Annotated in this window: 13 protein-coding genes; all 13 read left to right on the forward strand. The window is 53.4% G+C overall.

Annotated features, from left to right (window positions below; genetic code table 11):
* The first annotated feature begins 74 nt into the window (after positions 1-74).
* The 13 genes from CRO08_RS00370 to CRO08_RS00430 all read left to right on the forward strand — a co-directional run bounded on the left by CRO08_RS00370 (position 75) and on the right by CRO08_RS00430 (position 17665).
* A complete protein-coding gene (locus CRO08_RS00370; protein ID WP_255252175.1) occupies positions 75-929 on the forward strand; it encodes a hypothetical protein in 855 nt (284 codons plus the stop codon).
* A 47-nt stretch (positions 930-976) separates the two neighbouring features.
* Entirely contained in the window at positions 977-1336 is a 360-nt protein-coding gene (locus tag CRO08_RS00375) for an acetyl-CoA carboxylase biotin carboxyl carrier protein subunit (RefSeq protein ID WP_073188184.1), read from the forward strand.
* Positions 1337-1349: 13 nt separating this feature from the next.
* A complete protein-coding gene (locus CRO08_RS00380) occupies positions 1350-2510 on the forward strand; it encodes a sodium ion-translocating decarboxylase subunit beta (protein WP_097034613.1) in 1161 nt (386 codons plus the stop codon).
* A gap of 171 nt (positions 2511-2681) precedes the next feature.
* The gene (locus CRO08_RS00385; RefSeq protein WP_097034614.1) at positions 2682-3401 is read left to right on the forward strand and encodes a hypothetical protein; all 720 of its coding nucleotides are present in this window, start codon (positions 2682-2684) and stop codon (positions 3399-3401) included.
* Entirely contained in the window at positions 3401-4477 is a 1077-nt protein-coding gene (locus tag CRO08_RS00390; RefSeq protein ID WP_097034615.1) for a TIGR04133 family radical SAM/SPASM protein, read from the forward strand. The genes CRO08_RS00385 and CRO08_RS00390 overlap by 1 nt, the downstream gene beginning before the upstream one ends.
* A 299-nt stretch (positions 4478-4776) precedes the next feature.
* Positions 4777-5643, forward strand: a complete 867-nt coding sequence (locus CRO08_RS00395) for a TIGR02147 family protein (protein WP_097034616.1) — start codon at positions 4777-4779, stop codon at positions 5641-5643.
* 8 nt (positions 5644-5651) lie between these two features.
* Entirely contained in the window at positions 5652-7400 is a 1749-nt protein-coding gene (locus tag CRO08_RS00400) for an FISUMP domain-containing protein (protein ID WP_176495006.1), read from the forward strand.
* A 172-nt stretch (positions 7401-7572) separates the two neighbouring features.
* The gene (locus tag CRO08_RS00405; RefSeq protein WP_097034618.1) at positions 7573-8421 is read left to right on the forward strand and encodes a TIGR02147 family protein; all 849 of its coding nucleotides are present in this window, start codon (positions 7573-7575) and stop codon (positions 8419-8421) included.
* A 2-nt stretch (positions 8422-8423) separates the two neighbouring features.
* Positions 8424-10232: an FISUMP domain-containing protein gene (locus tag CRO08_RS00410; RefSeq protein WP_097034619.1), complete on the forward strand. Its 1809-nt coding sequence runs from the start codon at positions 8424-8426 to the stop codon at positions 10230-10232.
* 182 nt (positions 10233-10414) lie between these two features.
* A complete protein-coding gene (locus CRO08_RS00415; RefSeq protein WP_176495007.1) occupies positions 10415-11260 on the forward strand; it encodes a TIGR02147 family protein in 846 nt (281 codons plus the stop codon).
* A gap of 38 nt (positions 11261-11298) precedes the next feature.
* The gene (locus tag CRO08_RS00420) at positions 11299-13602 is read left to right on the forward strand and encodes a hypothetical protein (protein ID WP_141398169.1); all 2304 of its coding nucleotides are present in this window, start codon (positions 11299-11301) and stop codon (positions 13600-13602) included.
* Between the two features lie 186 nt (positions 13603-13788).
* Positions 13789-14652: a TIGR02147 family protein gene (locus CRO08_RS00425; RefSeq protein WP_097034622.1), complete on the forward strand. Its 864-nt coding sequence runs from the start codon at positions 13789-13791 to the stop codon at positions 14650-14652.
* A complete protein-coding gene (locus CRO08_RS00430; protein ID WP_097034623.1) occupies positions 14642-17665 on the forward strand; it encodes a fibrobacter succinogenes major paralogous domain-containing protein in 3024 nt (1007 codons plus the stop codon). The genes CRO08_RS00425 and CRO08_RS00430 overlap by 11 nt, the downstream gene beginning before the upstream one ends.
* The last annotated feature ends 20 nt before the right edge of the window (positions 17666-17685 follow it).

Consider the following 17685-nt stretch of genomic DNA (forward strand, 5'->3'; position numbering starts at 1 on the left):
ATCGTCTAAAAAACTATCTTTACCCGCGTTGATTTTATCAAACAGTTCACTTAATTAAATGGACACATTCCTATATGAATGAAACAGTACAGAATGCAGCTGATTCCGCAGTAGCCCCGGCCCCGGCCGAAGCTCCTGTCGCCGAAGCGGCTGTGCAGCAACCGGCTATCGTTGCAAGCGAACCGGCTGCCAAGGTGAAGGGCAAGTTCGACGAACAGCTCGGGCTCATGCTCCCCTCCGACGCAGCACAGGTCCAGGCGCAGCTTTCCATGCCGGGCATGAGCGATGACATGGTTTACAAGATCGTGGAAACCCACGGCGGTAACCATGCGGTTCTCTACAAGACTTACGACCAGGCAGTGCTTGCCCGCGACGTGCGCGATTCCATCGAGAACGCCGCCGGCCACAAGGTGCTCCCCATCGCGAAGGCGAAGCTCGGGACCACCTACTGCAAGGGCGAATACTCCACCGAACAGGGCTGCAAGGGCGAATCCGACACCTTCGGCATCGGTTCCCTGGTCGAATTCCAGGCCACCGGCCTTATCGTGGTGATGTGCGTCATCGTGGGCCTCACGGTGCTCTGCTACCTCATGAACTTCATCATGGCGAAGCTCGGCCTCAACAAGGTCAAGGCTCCGGCACCCGCGGTCAAGGCTGCTCCGGCTGCCGCCGCCACTCCCAAGACGATCGCCCCGGCCCACTGCGACTGGGACCCGAACGCCAAGAGCGTCCACCCGGGCTTCACCAACAAGCAGCTCCAGGCCTTCCTCGGCATTGCCGCTGTGGCCGCCCTGGAAGAACACCCCGGCATGAGCAACGATACGTTCCTTGCCCTGGTGACCGCCGCTGCGACCCAGGCCATCGGTCAGCCCTGCCGCGTGACCGCCTACAAGAACATTAACTCCCCTGCTTGGACGATTGTCAAGTAAGGTCAACTTTTAAAACTTAACAGGCTTATTAGCCAGGAAAAATCAAAATGAAGAAAACAGTCCGTATCAGTTTCGAAGGCAAGACCTACGACGTCGAAGTAGAAGTTCTTGATTCCGCCGTCGCCGCCGCTCCGGCAGCCCCGGTCGCCGCTGCCCCTGCTGCCGCTCCTGCCGCAGCTCCCGCCGCAGCCGGTGGTACTGAAGTGAAGTGCCCGCTCGCCGGTTCCGTGTTCAAGCTGAAGGTCAAGGTCGGTGACAAGGTCGAAGCCAACCAGGAAGTGGCCATCATCGAAGCCCTCAAGATGGAAAACCCGGTCGTCGCTCCGTGCGCCGGCACCGTCAACTCCATCTCCGTCAAGGAAACCGATACCGTCGTCGACGGCCAGACCCTCATGACCATCGCCTAAGAGGTACAGATAAATGAGTTCACTCTTAAATTCGGTCGTCGAGTTCGCGTGCGATACCGGATTCGCATATGTCACCGGCCCCATGGTGATTATGTGGATCGTGAGTTTCGTGCTGATGTACTTGGCGATTGTCAAAAAGTATGAGCCGCTGCTGCTCTTGCCGATTTCTCTCGGCGCACTGGCGGTGAATATCCCGAGCGCCGGGTTCTACGATGGCGGCTGGAGCATCGAAGGTATGTTCACGCCGACTGCCGGCCTCTACTACTACATCAGCCAGGGTATCCACCTGGAACTCTTCCCGCCCATCATCTTCTTGGGCGTGGGTGCCATGACGGACTTCGGACCGCTTATCGCCAACCCGCGTACGCTGCTTCTCGGCGGTGGCGCTCAGTTCGGCGTGTTCGCGACCATGTTCTGTGCCGTGGCTCTCGGTGGCTTTACTCTCGGTGAAGCAGCCTCCATCGGTATCATCGGCGGCGCCGACGGTCCGACCTCCATCTTCACTGCGAACAAACTCGCAAAGCACCTCATCGGACCTATCGCCGTGGCGGCCTACACCTACATGGCTCTTGTCCCGCTCATCCAGCCGCCTATCATGCGCCTGATGACCAACGACAAGGAACGCAAGATCCGCATGAAGGCCCTGCGCCCGGTCTCTAAGGCCGAACGCATCGTGTTCGCCGTGATGGTGATGATCGTCTGCATCCTCGTGGTGCCCGACGCTTCTGCCCTTATCATCATGCTCATGCTCGGCAACATCTTCAAGGAAGCCGGCGTCGTGGAACGCTTGGTGAAGACCTCTTCCAACGAACTCATGAACATCGTGACTATCTTCCTCGGTACTTCCGTGGGCCTCACGATGTCTGCCGACATCTTCCTGAAGCCGCAGACCCTCATGATTATCGCCATGGGCGTTGTCGCCTTCGGTTTCTCGACCGCAGCCGGCCTCTTCCTCGCGAAGATCATGAACTGGTGCTCTCCGAAGAACCCCGTGAACCCGCTTATCGGTTCTGCTGGCGTGTCCGCCGTGCCGATGGCTGCACGTGTTTCCCAGGTGGAAGGTGCCAAGTATGACCCGCAGAACTTCTTGCTGATGCATGCTATGGGCCCGAACGTGGCCGGCGTTATCGGTACTGCAGTCTGCGCCGGTTACATGATTAGCCGCCTGAGCTAGCCGACAATACGTCATCCTCGCGAAGGCGAGGATCTTATAAGGAATGCCCTCGGCAATGCGCCGGGGGCTCCTTTTTTTATATATGCTCCGTTTTTGTCGTCTTGTGTCTGCTTGACTAGCGATTCCCTTTTATATATATTACTATAAGCGTCTTTTAGGGAGGAGTTTCAGATGCTCTACAAACATTGGAAAAAAGTCCTGCTTTCGCTGACCGCTTTCTTCTGGGCCAGTTGCGATACTACTTCCTCTGCCGACGATGGTAGCAATACGCCTCCGATTGATAATCCGGACCCGAGGTCCAGTTCCGCGACGGAAGGTGCCGATACTAGTTCTGCATCCGGAACTCCGGAATCCAGTGCCGAAGCTGCAAGTTCTGCAGACGAGGCTACGGCTTCGAGTTCCTCTGCCGCAACGCCTGCATCTAGCGACGACCGAAATGTCACGAGTTCCGATGCGAAAAGTTCCGACAGCGGGAACATTATTGCGCCGAAGTACGGCGTGCCGATGAGTTCCAGCATGATTGCCGCGAAGTACGGTGTCATTGCCCCCAGTTCCAGCAGCGAGTCGATTGCTCCTAAGTATGGCGTGATGTTCACTTGCGAACGGAAGGGCAAGAAGATTGCCTGCGAAGACGGTGTCACCTGCACGGAAGAGGAAACAGAAACTGCGCAGGTTCCGGAATGTAGTGGCGACCAGATTTGTGCCAAGTACGGTGTTGTCTACGTCAAGGAAACGACTTACAAGTGCGATGACGGCAGGGTCTACAACTACGCTGAATTCCAGTCCAAGTACAATATCCTGGATGGAGCCGTGGACCTGTACGGTTGCCCGAGCGATATCTGCGGCCCCGACACCACGATTGACGAGCCCAAGCCCCTGTACGGCATCTGATGCAGCTTGGCCTCAAGAAAAAACTCGCGCTCGAGGCATACCGCCTCTACCGTCATAATGAGATCAAGGCGCACCCGCTGACGTATTTCTTTTGGGAATGCACGCTGCGTTGTAACCTGCATTGCCAGCACTGCGGGAGCGACTGCGTTGCCGACGCCATTCCGGATATGCCTCGCGAAGATTTTTTGCGGGTGCTCGATAGCCTTGCCCCTCATATCGACCCCAGGAACTTTGCAGTCGTGATTACCGGCGGCGAGCCGCTGATGCGTGCCGACCTCGAGGAATGCGTACAGGAAATCAAGAACCGCGGTTACGCCTGGGGCATGGTGACAAACGGGCTCGGCCTGAATCCCGAACGCTTTACCAACCTTATGAACGCGGGGCTCCGCTCGCTTACGATAAGCCTTGACGGGCTCGAGGAAAACCACAATCTTTTCCGCGGCAACCCGCACAGCTTTGAACGCGCCGTGCGCGCCATCCACATGGCGGCAAGCGTCAAGGAACTCATCTTCGACGTGATGACCTGCGTGAACAAGAGAAACCTTGCGGAACTCCCGCGTATCCATAACCTGCTCGTGAATCTCGGTGTCAGGCGCTGGAGGGTCTCGAACGTGTTCCCGAAGGGCCGCGCGAAGGACAACCCGCTGTTCATGCTCACGAACGACGAGTTCCGCCAGGTGTTCGAGTTTATTCGTGAGGCCAAGAAACAGGGCCAGATCAACGTGAACTACGACTGCGAAGGGTTCCTAGGGAGTTACGAGAAGGTCGTGCGCGACCAGCCGTTCTTCTGCTGGGCGGGCGTGAACATTGCCTCCGTGCTTTGCGACGGGAGTATTTCGGCGTGCCCGAGCCTGCGCGGTGACTACATACAAGGCAACATCTACAAGGACGACCTTTGGGACGTGTGGCAGAACCGCTACCAGGTAATGCGCGACCGCCGCTGGGCACGAATTGGCGAATGCAGGGACTGCAAGTACTGGCGCTACTGCGAAGGTTCCAGCTTGCATCTCAGAGATGAGAAGACAAAGGAACTGGCTTACTGCCACGTGAAGCGCCTTGAAGCCGCCGGCGTCTAGCGCCCGCGCGCACTTGTATTTCCTGCATCCATGCGCTTTTGTAATCCCACATTCTCGCGCACTTGTACTCCCGCATCTCATACATCTATATTCCCGCATCCCCGCGAATCTGTATTCCCGCATGTCACCCCCGACTCGTTCGGGGGCTCCTTTTTTGTTCTATAGAATTCCCACTTTTGTTTTTTACTTTAACAAAAATCTTTTCCTTATAATTAAAAACCGCGAAATTTGTTTAAAATCGCCAATTTTGTTTTAACAAAAATGTTGCACGGCCGCCTGTATAAATCTATCTTATAGTCATGATGAAATCGGTTGTTGAATACAAGGATTACCGCGAGTACGTACTGGATTACTACCGTGAACGCAAGCGCACCTCGGCTTTCACGTGGCGCGAGTTCGCGAAGATTGCCGGGTTCGCATCGGGGTCGTACTTGAAGCTGGTTTGCGACGGCAAGACGCGTCTTCGGGAAGAAGGAGCGAAGAAAACTGCGCTTGCTATGGGGTTGCTCGGCTTCGAGTACGACTACTTTATTTTGATGGTGCGTTACGAAGGCGCGAAGACGGATCGCGAAAAGAAGAAGTGCTTCGAGGAGATGCAGGCGCTGAGCGCCGCACACCACGTGAAGATCCTGGGGAGCGAACTCTACACGTTCTACGAAACCTGGAAGCATTCTGTGGTGCGCGAGCTGGCGGTTGCCATGCCGGGTGCAAAGCCGCACGAGATTGCGAAGGCTTGCAGGCCCGCGATTTCTGCGGCGGACGTGAGCGCGAGCCTGAACTTTCTCATGAAGGCGGGGCTCATCACGCGCGACATCAAGGGCAATTACCACCAGACGAACCGCTCGCTGACTACGGGCCGCCTGAACGTGGTCGCCGTCGCGGTGCATTCGCTGCTACGCCAGATGGGCGAGTTCGCGCTCGAGGCGCTTGACAAGTTGCCCATTTCGGAACGTCACTTTAGCGGAATTACTATGGGCGTGACCGCCGAGACCTACGCGAAGGTCGTGGAGGAACTTGCGCAGTGCCGCAAGCGCATCGTGTCGATTGTCGCCGACGAGCCGCATCCGGATAAGGTCTGTAGACTCAACTTCCAGTTTTTCCCGCTGACGGAAAACTTGAACAGTGGCAAGAATCGTGGCAAGTCCACATCGGGTAAAGGAGAGTGATTATGTTTATGCGAAAGAATATTTTTATGGGTGTATCTGCCTTGAGCCTCGCGCTTTGTGCGTGTTCCACTCAGACGGCGGGCACGAGCGAGGAATCCGAAGGCATTATTGCTCTTGCGGGTAAGGAAATCAAGGGTGCTGCGCAGAAGGGGCCGCTCGTAAAGGGCTCGGACGTCGTTCTCCGCGAAACGTCGGCAGAAGGGACTCTTGAGCCCACGGGCAGGGAATTCCATACGACGACTGTGAACGACAAGGGTGAATTCCAGTTTGGCGAGCTTGATCTGGAAAGCCAGTATGCGCTGCTTTCTGCCGAAGGTTACTATGCTCACGAATACGACGGTGAACGTTCGGAATGCCCCATGCGCCTTGATGCGGTCACGAACCTGAATAACCGCAGTACGGCTAACGTCAACATCCTGACGCATTTCGAGTACAAGCGCGTATTGAAACTGGTTAAGGAAGGCGTGCCTTTCGCCGAAGCCAAGAAGCAGGCTTCCAGGGAAGTTCTCGCTGCGTTCGGTGTCGATATTGACGTCTCCTCTGCGGAGGACTTGAATATATTCAATACGTCCGAAGGGGACAGTACCCTGTTCAATATCAGTCTTCTTATCGATAATACCCCGGAATGGACTTATTGGGTTGATGATGAAAAAGAAGATTGCCCGAAATTGCAGAATTATCTTGATGGTTTTGCGGAAGATTTTGCCGATGATGGTGAACTCAGTGATTCCATTATGCAGGCTATCGCAGGCCATGCCTACGAAGTCACCCGTATGTATTCCCATATGGAATTTATCGATGAAGACGACATGTGGGAAAAGGAAGCCGCTGACCCAGGGTCGTATGACGATCTGGTGGTCATGAAAAAGGAATACGAGTTCAGCAAGCTGGTGCTCTTGCACCATCTGGAGATAGATGCATGCACCGAGAATCGCTGGGGCGAATATACGGCGTTTCACAAGCCCATAGAGGTCTATGACTATCAGGAGGGGGAACAGCGTATCTTGGATTCCGGCTACGTCCTTTGCGATGGCTATAAGTGGGATATAAAGACAAGGGGATACATCGATTCGCTCACAACGATGTTTGAACATGAAAATGGCACCATGATTGACCCGCGTGACGGTCGGGAATACAAGACGATAAGCTTTGAGTACGAAGGGAAAAGGTATGAATGGATGGCGGAAAACCTCATGTATAGCGTTGCCCCGGTAACGCGTACGAAGGGAGGTCGCGCAAACCTCCATCAGCCGGGTGTCTATAGCTGGACCGAGGCCATGCACCTTAACGAGGGCTACATGACGAGGTTTGTGCGCGAAGGCCTGATCGATTCGCTCCATCAGGGAATCTGCCCCGACGGCTGGCACGTGGCGAATAGCGAGGAGTGGAAAACCCTGCTAGATTACGTGGACGGCAATCCCAACAACCTGCTCGACGAAAATTGGAGGACTGACAGGGAAACCGCCATTGCGAAGGGCCTGACGGGAGTGTTCTACAACAGGCTGGACTTCAATCTCGTTCCGCTAGATAAGCAATTCCTGGAAGCCTATTTCCATACCTATGCTCCAAGGATGTCCTTCCAGCCAACCAGTCCCAATGACGATGTGTGGAACCGAGAGTTCTTTATGCGGGATGAATATAATGACTACCCCTTGACGAAAACGGATTTCACGACCATCGAGATTTCGATTAACTGGAATTATGTATCCGACTCGGAAGTACAGCCTAAAGGCTTTGTGCGCTGCGTAAGGAACTAGATTAAGATTAGGGAGGGCGGCGCCCTCCCTTGTCTCGTTAGCTGTATTCCAGGAATACCTGTTTGTATTCCGAAATGCATAATTTTCTAAAATTTCCTTAAAAATAGTAAAAATTAAGCAAAAAACGCAATTTTGTATTCCGAATTAGTCGAAATTTCCTATATTTGTGCACATGAAGGAGATCATTGAATACACAGACTACCGCAAGTTCATTCAGGACTACTACGATGAACGCAAGCGCAGCTCGGCATTCACGTGGCGCGACTTCGCGCGCGATGCCGGGTTCTCGTCGCCGATTTACCTGAAGTACGTTTGCGAGGGGAAGAAGAACCTGAGTGTTGGGGCTGCAGGTTCTGTCGCCGCCGCGATGGGTCTCGCCGGTTTCGAGAGCACATACTTTGTCCTGATGGTTTCGTACGCCCATGCAAAGGGGGATGAGGCGAAACGGGCCGCGTTCGAGGAAAGGTGTGCGCTGGCGAGGGCACACAAGGTGCGGGTGCTCGGGAAGGAGGAATTCGACTACTTCAAGTCGTGGAAGAATCCTGTACTGCGCGAACTTGCCCCGCACATGCCGGGAGCAAGACCGCTCGAGATGGCACATGCCTGCAAGCAGAAAATCTCTGCTGCGGAAGTTTCCGAAACGCTCGACTTTTTAGTAAAGGCGAAGCTCCTGAAGAAGGACAGGAGCGGGAACTACCGCCAGACGGACAACTCCATCTCGATGGGCTCGGTAGATGCGGTCCCCGTGGCGGCCCGCGATATGCAGCGACAGATGGGGGAGTTTGCGGTGAAGGCCTTGGACCTGCCGCTTTCTGAACGCGACATGTCGGGGCTGACCCTCGGGCTTACGCGCCGTGCGTACGAACGGATTCGGAAGGAACTGGCGGATTGCCGCCGGCGCATCGTGGCGATTGCCGCGGAAGACGACGAGACGGAGCAGGTGTATCGCCTGAACTTGCAACTGTTCCCGATGACCGAAAAGCTGGACAAGGAAAAGAAATTTGGAAAGGAGGATAAGTAAAGATGAATTTGTGTGAAAAATTAAGGACGTGCATTCGACTCGTTTTGGCTCCGGCCTGTGTGTTTGTGCTTGACGCTTGTTCCGATGGCAGGGATGTCGCGGGAGGAACTTCGGAAGATGCCGGCATTGTCGCCCTCGCGGGCAAAAAGCTTTCGGGCGCGGTGCAGAAGGGCCCGTTTGTGGAGGGCTCCAGCGTCGTGCTCCGGGAAACATCTGCAGAAGGGAGCCTGGAACCCACGGGCAAGGAATTCAATACCACGGTCACTAACGACAAGGGTGACTTCGAATTCGATAGTCTTGATTTGGAAAGCCCGTATGCGCTTCTTTCCGCCGAAGGCCACTATATTCATGATGTCAGTGGCGAACGTTCTGTGTGCGTCTTGCACCTTAATGCCATTACCAACATGGAAAAACGTATTACCGCAAATATCAACTTGCTGACGCATTTTGAATACAAGCGTGTATTGAAGTTGGTCAAGGATGGCGTGCCCTTTGCCCAGGCCAAGAAACAGGCCGCTGCGGAAGTGCTCGCCGCATTCGGTGTCTTCATTCCCGTAAATTCTGCGGAAGACCTGAACATCTTCAGTACATCCGCTGCGGACATGGCTCTTTATCATATCAGTATTTTTGTGGATACTCGAGACTTCATTATTCCTTGGAATGGCGAAGGAAACGAGTGGGAATATAGGATGGACCCGGCCAATACGGACTGTGGCATGTTACAGGATTATGTGGATGGATACGCCGATGACCTGGAAGAAGACGGAACCCTCAGCGATTCCTTGATTGCGCCTCTTGCTTACACTGCCTATTTATACAATTCCTTGGGCAATGTGATGCACTCTGGCGAAACCGGCTTGATTGGTAGGGACGAGTACGACCTTATGGCGGAGAGGCGTTATTTCCACCATTTGGTACTGGACCATTACCTTGGATTCGAAGAATGCAACGACAAACGCTGGGGAGAATCGAGGATACTCGACAAGCCGTTTGGGTATTACAACTATGACCTAGATCGGATGGAGTATGTGAACCCGGCCTACTTCCTTTGCGACGGAATGGGCTGGAAGTATACGACGAAGGGGCATCTCGATTCCCTCAAGATGCCGATTCCTCACGGGTCGGGAACTATGAAGGACCCGCGCGACGGCCGGGAATACAAGACGGTAAGTTTTGAATTTCTCGGGACGAAGTATGAATGGATGGCCGAAGACCTGATGTATTCGGACGCCTCGACCAAGACTTCCAAGGGTAGGAACGGAGGACGTAGCGAGCCTGGAATCTATAGCTGGGCGGCTGCCATGGGGTTGAGCGAGAGCTATATGACGAAGGCTGTCAAAGCCGGCATGGTGGATTCGCTGCATCAGGGAATTTGCCCCAGTGGTTGGCACGTTGCCAACAGCCTGGATTGGGAGGCCCTGGTTACCTACGTGGGAGGGGTGAACAACCTGCTCAATGAATCCTGGCGAACGGATTCGGAAACCGCATCTGATAAAGACCTGGTGGGCGTGTTCTACAACAGGTTCGATTTCAACCTATACCCGATGGAAAAGAAATACCTGGATCTTTACTACCACACGTATACGCATGAATCGTTTATCCCCGAGAATGTGTATGCGGAACGTTCAATGTGGTTGAATTATTATGAAGCGCACCATGGCAGCGAAGATATCGAATGGATTCCCGAATACGCGAATGCGCTGGCCAACTACAGGGATCTTGAGACTTACGCCTTCGAAATCTCTATCGATTATGGCATGCCGACCGAAAACCGGAGAAAGGCTGGCCGTGTGCGCTGCGTGAAGAACTGAGTTTGCTAGGAGGAGAACGAAGAAGGCCCCGCCAGGAATGGCGGGGTTTTTCATGTTCTCAGAACATGTAGTGTATGTTCTGATTTGCTCAATTTTTAGAAAAATTGCAAAAAGTGGTAAAATTTGCTCAAAAACGCAAATTTTATGTTCTAAACTGCAAAAACAAACCTATATTTGATACCATGAAGGAAATCATTGAATATACAGATTATCGCAAGTTCATCCAGGACTACTACGATGAACGAAAGCGTTGCTCCGCTTTCTCATGGCATGCATTTGCCCAGAAGGCGGGCTTTTCGTCGGATGTGTACCTGAAGTACGTGTGCGAGGGGAAAAAGAATTTGAGCATCGCTTCGGCGGGCTCGGTGGCAAGCGCCATGGGGCTGGTCGGTTTCGAGTACGACTATTTTATCTTGATGGTGTCGTATGCGCATGCCAAGAGCGATACGGCCAAGCGGGCCGCGTTCGAGGAGCGCTGTGCTCTCGCGCAGGCCCACAAGATGCGCGTGCTCGGGCGCGAGGAATTCGATTACTTCAAGTCGTGGAAAAATTCCGTAATCCGTGAACTTGCCCCGCACATGCCGGGTGCAAGACCGCTTGAAATGGCGAAGGCCTGCAGGCAGAAGATTTCGGCGGCGGAAGTCTCCGAGACGCTCAACTTCTTGGTGAAGGCGAAGCTCCTGAAGAAGGACAGGAGCGGAAACTACCAGCAGACGGACAAGGCCATCAAGATGGGGAGCGTGGATGCGGTTCCGGTGGTGGCGCGCGACCTGCAAAGGCAAATGGGGGAGTTTGCCATCCAGTCGCTGGACCTGCCGCTATCGGAACGCATGATGTCGGGGTACACGCTGGGCCTTACGCGCCGTGCGTACGAACGCATCAAGAAAGAGACTGAAGATTATTACCGCCGAGTGGTGGCGATTGCCACCGAAGAAGACGAGACGGAACAGGTTTATCGCCTGAACGTGCAGTTGTTCCCGATGAGCGAACGCCTGGGGAAGAAAAATGAAGATAAAAAGGGGAGATAGTCATGAAAAAGAGTAGATTTATGAAAAAGGAAACGATTATGAAGTGGAATCGTATTTTAGGTTGCCTCGCTGCCGGGGCCATGTTCTGGGGCTGTTCGGACACGGGTTCCGACGACAATGGCGTTGCGGGCGGTGCTTCGGGCGATGCGGGCATTGTTGCCGTCACGGACTGGGAAGTTGCGGGCGTGTCGCAGAAGGGCCCGTTCGTCACGGGTTCTGCGGTAACCGTGCAGGAACTTGACGGTATCACGCTCAAGCAGACGGGCAAGAGCTTCAAGGGCTCCATCAAGAGCGACAAGGGCGACTTCGCCATCAAGGACATCAATCTGGAATCGCAGTACGCGATTCTCGAGGCATCGGGCTACTACCGCGACGAGATTTCGGGCAAGAAGTCTTCTGGTCAGGTGACGCTCCGCGCCTTGACCGACCTCAAGGACAGAAAGCACGTGAACATCAACCTGCTCACGCACCTGGAATACGAGCGCGTGATGTATCTCGTGACCGAGAAGAAAAAGTCTATTGCCGAAGCGAAGGAACAGGCCGAAAGGGAAGTGCTCGCAACGTTCGGGATCGAGGGCGACTTCGCGGAATCGGAGGACTTGAACATCTTCGAGACGGGTGACGGCAATGCGGCTCTGCTTGCGATAAGCGTGCTCTTGCAGAGCGATGTCGACGTGGCTGGGCTTACCGAGCGCATGGGCGAGTTCAGCATATCGCTTGCGGAAGGCGGCAGCTGGGACGATGCCGACGTGAAGACGGCGATTGCGGACTGGGCAAGCGATGTTGACTTGAAGGGCTCGCTTTCGAAGGTGCGCAAGAACGTGGAAGACTGGAAGTACGCCGATACCGTTCCCGAATTCGAAAAATACGTCACGAACTTCTGGTGGAATAACTACGGCCTCGGCGCCTGCAACGACAAGCGCGAAAACGAAACCAAGCGTAATGTGAACAAGCTGAGTAAGATGTATAACGAGTACTTCGTCTGCGAAGGCGGCCGCTGGCATATTCCGGGCGATGAGCCCGCATCCAGTTCGTCGTCCAGCAGCAAGGACGTTGAGCCTGCCGAAACGTCGTCGAGTTCCATTTACAATCCGTTCGATACGGTCCCGGATCTCCCTGCTGATTTGGCCTTCCTGGATTCGAATTACAAACGCTTGGGCTACATGAACATGGCTGATGGCAATCAAAAGGTATGGTTCTTTTCTGGACGGAAGTCTATGGACAATTCGAACGTGCGGGATAGCGCGGCGGGGGACTTTGTAAAGATTCTCGGGAAAAAGGACTTTGCTTATGAGGGCATTGTACAGAACGATTCGGTGAAAATGTCGGGCTATAGTGATACGTCCTATGTCTACAAGAAGGAAAAGGACAACGTTGTTTACAAGGTCGCCATCACGAAATATTCGGCTACGTACAATTTCAATTTCGATATAAAGGTTGTCATTTTGAAGAAGGGCTTCGAGGAGTTGTCGACAAATGCGTCGAGCAGGGATTCCCTGCCGGATTATCCCAGCGACATGTCTTTCGTGAAACGATACGTAAAGACCAAAACGGAATACACTGAATATGCCGATGGGAAACAGGTCGTGTGGCGCGGCGAAACCTATGCTTGTGGCAGCGGCTGCGACGACCTTGCTGCGGAACTGGTCGGCGATGCGACGGCAAAGGGTTTTGCCGATGCGGGAACCTATTCCAACGATTCGCTGGACAACGTCTACACCGAGGATTCGCACGTTTACACGAAAACGTCTGGCGGTAAGGTTTATTCGCTTGTTATTACAAAGGGCGAGACTAGCGTTGTTTCTCCGGTTTTGATGCGCATGTTTCTTTCGGGGATGTTGTACATTAAAGTGATTGCTCGTGATGCGGGAATTGATGAAATTCCCACGGAACCAAGGAAGGACTACAGTTCGCCCAAGTATAGGGACATGCCTGCGGATCTGGCGTTCATCATGGATGCGACAGATTCCTTCTATAGGACCTATTCCGACGATTCGCTTCGGACGACCTGGAAATGCTACAGCACTGTCGGCCGGGAGTCGGAACTCCCTGCTGAAGCGGTAGAAAAGGCCGATGAATATGCCACTTTGGTGGAATCGCACGGGTTTACCCTGAAGAGCCGGGAGGAATATGAACCGTCAAAACTTCAATCGATGGGCTATTGGTCTTGCAATATGACCGATGACTTCACCCCGGTTACATTGTATCGGTTCGAAAAGGAAGTGGCGGGCTTCTACTACAAGGTCGATGTCTATTCGTGCGTGACTTCACACCTTAGTGATTTAGGGATTTATTCCTATGAAGCCAACGCCTATATGGAGACGAGTATTTACGACAAGTAAGAAGGCTGTTCGTTAGGAGGAGAAAAAAGACCCCGCTAGTGCGCTAGCGGGGCCTTTGTGTTCCTGGAATACATTGTGTGTTCCAATTTTTGCTTAATTATTTGAAATTTTTGTGAAATTGGTAAAAATGGCTAAAAATTGCAAGATTTGTGTTCTAAAATGCGAAATTTGACTATATTTGTAAACATGAAGGAAATCGTAGAATACTCCGATTACCGCAAGTTCATTCAGGACTACTACGATGAGCGTAAGCGAAGTTCATCGTTTACCTGGCGGGAGTTTGCCCAAAAGGCTGGCTTTTCGTCGGCGGTTTATCTGAAGTATGTTTGTGAAGGGAAAAAGAGCTTGAGTGTAGGGGCTGCGGGTTCAGTTGCAAGTGCCATGGGACTCGCCGGATTCGAGCATACCTACTTTGTGCTGATGGTTTCGTACGCACACGCAAAAAGTGATGAGGCGAAGCGGGCCGCGTTCGAGAAAAGGTGCGCGCTTGCGATGGCGCATAAGGTGCGTGTGCTGGGCGAAGAAGAGTACAGGTATTTCAAATCGTGGAAAAATCAGTTGCTGCGTGAAATCGCTCCGCACATGCCGGGGGCAAAGCCGCTTGAAATGGCGAAAGCCTGTAGGCCGGCGATTACTGCGGCCGAGGTCTCCGAGACCCTGGATTTTTTACTGCGTGCAAAGCTCTTGAAAAAAGATGCCAAGGGTAATTTTTTGCAGACCGAAAAAGCAGTTTCTATTGGCGATGTAGATGCGGTACCGATTGCAGTGCGCGACTTGCAACGCCAAATGGGTGAGCTTGCGATTAAGTCGCTCAGTTCCCCGCAATCGGAGCGCGACATGTCGGGCCTCACCATGGGGATTACGCGCCGTTCTTATGAACGCATCAAGCAGGAACTTGCAGATTGTCGCCGCCGCATCATGGCAATTGTTACCGAAGACGACGATACGGAGCAAGTGTACCGATTGAACTTGCAGTTGTTCCCGATAAGTGAGTGCTTAAAACAGAAAGAAAAGGGTTCGCCAAGAAAAGGAAGAGATCATGAAGAGTAAAATCAAGACCGGTTCGGCTATTGCATTGGTTGGCGCGCTGGCAATGCTAGCGGCATGTTCCGATTCCGAAAGCAAGAATATTTCGGGCGGTGTTACAGAAGACAAGGGCATTGTCGCCAACCTGGACGTGGCGGGCGTTTCGCAGAAGGGCCCGTTTGTGGAGGGTTCCGCGGTGACGGTGCAGGGAATCGACTGCAAGACGCTCAAGTTCACGGACGAGGTGTTCGAGGGCAAGGTCAAGAGCGACAAGGGCGACTTTACTGTCGAGGATGTATCGCTCAAGTCTACGTGCGCATTGTTCGAGGTGACGGGTGAATACCGCAGCGAAATTACCGGCAAGAAGTCGGCGGGCGAGATTACGCTGCATGCGCTTACCGACTTGAAGGACCGCAAGAACGTGAACATCAACGTGCTTACGGAACTGGAATACGAACGCCTGATGTACCTCGTGACCGAAAAGGACAAAAAGTTCGAGGAAGCGAAGGAACAGGCCGAGAAGGAAGTGCTCGCGGCGTTCGACATCGCGGGCAGTTTCGAGGAGTTCGAGAACCTGAATATCTTCGAGGCGGGCGACGAGAATGCGGCGCTGCTTGCGGTGAGCGTAATGATGCAGGCCGAAACGGATGACGCGGGACTTGTTACGCGTATGGAAAAGTTCGCGGACTCTTTTGCGGAAACTGGCGAGTGGAAGGATTCCGACACGAAGAAAATAATTTCGGAATGGGCGGTCAATGCCACGGCGAACGGCGGGCTCGATTCCATCCGCAAGAACGTCGAAGCCTGGGACCTCGGGGATACCGTGCCCGCCTTCGAGAAGTTCATCGAAGCCTACGCGGACGGCGACAGCGTTGTTTTGAGCAGTTCGTCAAAGGACCCTGAGCCTGCCGAAGGGTCCAGTAGTAGCGGGCGTGAGGCAAGTGTGTCCAGTTCTTCCCAAGATACGACGTACAATGCCGAAAAGAATACCCTGACGGATACCCGCGACGGCCAGGTTTACAGGACCGTAAAAATCGGCGATCAGGTGTGGATGGCAGAAAACCTGAACATTGAAACAGATTCCAGTTACTGCTATAATGATTCTGCTGAATACTGTGCAAAGTATGGTCGCCTTTATGAATGGAGTGCGGCAATGGATGCATGCCCTAGCGGCTGGCACCTGCCTGATACTGCGGAATGGAGAACGCTGCTCGATGCGGTTGGTGGGGATTCGATTGCGGGCACGATGCTCAAGTCTACGAGTGGCTGGAATAGTGACGGCAATGGTACGGATGATTTCGGCTTCACTGTGTTGCCTGCTGGTGGCTGGGGGAGCAAGAACTTTGTGGGCGAGGCTGCTGTCTTCTGGACTTCTGAATGGTACGAAGGGTACGATGATTATGCGTATGGTATAAAATTGTACACGGATACCATTGTACGCAAGGGCTACAGTAACAAGTATATCGGGAGTTCGGTCCGTTGCTTGAAAGGCGAATCCCCAGTGGCTGGCTCTAGCGGTAGCCTGGCGAAATCGAGTAGCAGTTATTCTGATGGGTGGAGCTGGGATGTGCCCAAGGAAACTCGCCTGAATCCGAATATCAAATATGACTCGATGATCGACCCGCGTGACAAGAAAGTTTATAAGGTCGTAAAAATTGACGTGGAAGATGAAAATTATTCGCAGGTGTGGATGGCTGAAAACTTGAACTATGCCGATAGCAATAGGACGCCTAGCTTGAAGGGCGGCAACTGGTGCTATCAGGGTGATGAAAAAAAATGCAAGGTGAGTGGCCGTTATTACAGCTGGGCCGCTGCGATTGACTCGGTAGCACTAGCGAACGATGCCGAGGCTCCGTTGGATTGCGGCTATGGCAAAAAGTGCGGACTTGATCGAGCTGTGCAGGGAATTTGCCCTGACGGCTGGCATTTGCCGTCAATCTATGAATGGGGCCTATTGAGCGTGGCATTAGGAAATGCCCCTGTATCTGGTGAACCACTCAAGGCGTTGACTGGATGGAACTACGCCGGAACGCCTGACAACAACGGTACGGATCTTTACGGCTTTGCCGCACTCCCGACCGGAAGAATTTCTGCTACTAAATGGGAAAAGGTGGGCTCGGATGTTTATTACTGGAGCGCTACTGAATACAGTGCCAATGATGGCCGGTATTTCAATATAAACAACGTTTATACCAATTCTTATACGTATCAGAATAGCAAGTCTTATGGACAAAGTGTCCGTTGCGTCAAAGGGGATCCTTCGACTGCACCGGTAAGACCTTCTTCAAGTTCTAGTGTTGACGAAACGAAGTCCAGTAGCAGCGTGACAAGCGTGTCAAGCAGCAGTGTCCCTGAAGGGTATGTAGATCCTTCTACAGTAGTTACGGGAACCATGACGGACTCCCGCGACGGCCAAACTTACAAGACCGTAGAAATCGGCAGTCAGGTGTGGATGGCGGAGAATTTGAACTACGCATACACTGGCGTTCTCTATAATAATAGTGGCTACACCTCCGATTCCACTAGTTGGTGCTTTAGTAACGACCCTGCCAACTGCATCAAATATGGTCGCCTTTACACCTGGGCTGCAGCGATGGACAGTGTGGGAACGTGGTCTACGAATGGCAAGGACTGCGGCTATGGCGTGCAATGTACTCCGATTTACCCGGTGCGAGGCATATGCCCCGAGGGCTGGCATCTGCCGGATAAGGCGGAGTGGAATACATTGTTTACTGCTGTCGGTGGAGCGTCAACGGCGGGCAAGATGCTCAGCTCCACTATCAGCTGGTCCAGCGTTCCTGGCGGCTGGGTCCGCGACGGATACGGCACGGATGCCTATTCCTTCTCGGCGTTGCCTGCTGGCCTCAGGGACGCCACTGGTTACAACAACGTTGGCTACCATGCGTACTTCTGGAGTTCCTCTGAGTACAATAGTTCCCGCACATATATCGTGGGCTTGGACGACGAATTCGACAAAGCTGACTTGTACGGCAGCGGCAAGGACTACGGGTACTCTGTCCGCTGCGTGAAGGATTAATTTTAGGGTAGAGAGGCAAA

The organism is Fibrobacter sp. UWT3, assembly GCF_900230125.1.
Classification (GTDB): Bacteria; Fibrobacterota; Fibrobacteria; order Fibrobacterales; family Fibrobacteraceae; genus Fibrobacter.

Excerpts from the sequence above, each read along its gene's own strand:
- CRO08_RS00405 (WP_097034618.1), top strand. The coding sequence starts at position 7,573 with ATGAAGGAGATCATTGAATACACAGACTACCGCAAGTTCATTCAGGAC.
- CRO08_RS00370 (WP_255252175.1), top strand. The coding sequence starts at position 75 with ATGAATGAAACAGTACAGAATGCAGCTGATTCCGCAGTAGCCCCGGCC.
- CRO08_RS00420 (WP_141398169.1), top strand. The coding sequence starts at position 11,299 with ATGAAGTGGAATCGTATTTTAGGTTGCCTCGCTGCCGGGGCCATGTTC.
- CRO08_RS00425 (WP_097034622.1), top strand. The coding sequence starts at position 13,789 with ATGAAGGAAATCGTAGAATACTCCGATTACCGCAAGTTCATTCAGGAC.
- CRO08_RS00385 (WP_097034614.1), top strand. The coding sequence starts at position 2,682 with ATGCTCTACAAACATTGGAAAAAAGTCCTGCTTTCGCTGACCGCTTTC.
- CRO08_RS00400 (WP_176495006.1), top strand. The coding sequence starts at position 5,652 with ATGCGAAAGAATATTTTTATGGGTGTATCTGCCTTGAGCCTCGCGCTT.
- CRO08_RS00410 (WP_097034619.1), top strand. The coding sequence starts at position 8,424 with ATGAATTTGTGTGAAAAATTAAGGACGTGCATTCGACTCGTTTTGGCT.
- CRO08_RS00395 (WP_097034616.1), top strand. The coding sequence starts at position 4,777 with ATGATGAAATCGGTTGTTGAATACAAGGATTACCGCGAGTACGTACTG.
- CRO08_RS00415 (WP_176495007.1), top strand. The coding sequence starts at position 10,415 with ATGAAGGAAATCATTGAATATACAGATTATCGCAAGTTCATCCAGGAC.
- CRO08_RS00380 (WP_097034613.1), top strand. The coding sequence starts at position 1,350 with ATGAGTTCACTCTTAAATTCGGTCGTCGAGTTCGCGTGCGATACCGGA.
- CRO08_RS00390 (WP_097034615.1), top strand. The coding sequence starts at position 3,401 with ATGCAGCTTGGCCTCAAGAAAAAACTCGCGCTCGAGGCATACCGCCTC.
- CRO08_RS00430 (WP_097034623.1), top strand. The coding sequence starts at position 14,642 with ATGAAGAGTAAAATCAAGACCGGTTCGGCTATTGCATTGGTTGGCGCG.
- CRO08_RS00375 (WP_073188184.1), top strand. The coding sequence starts at position 977 with ATGAAGAAAACAGTCCGTATCAGTTTCGAAGGCAAGACCTACGACGTC.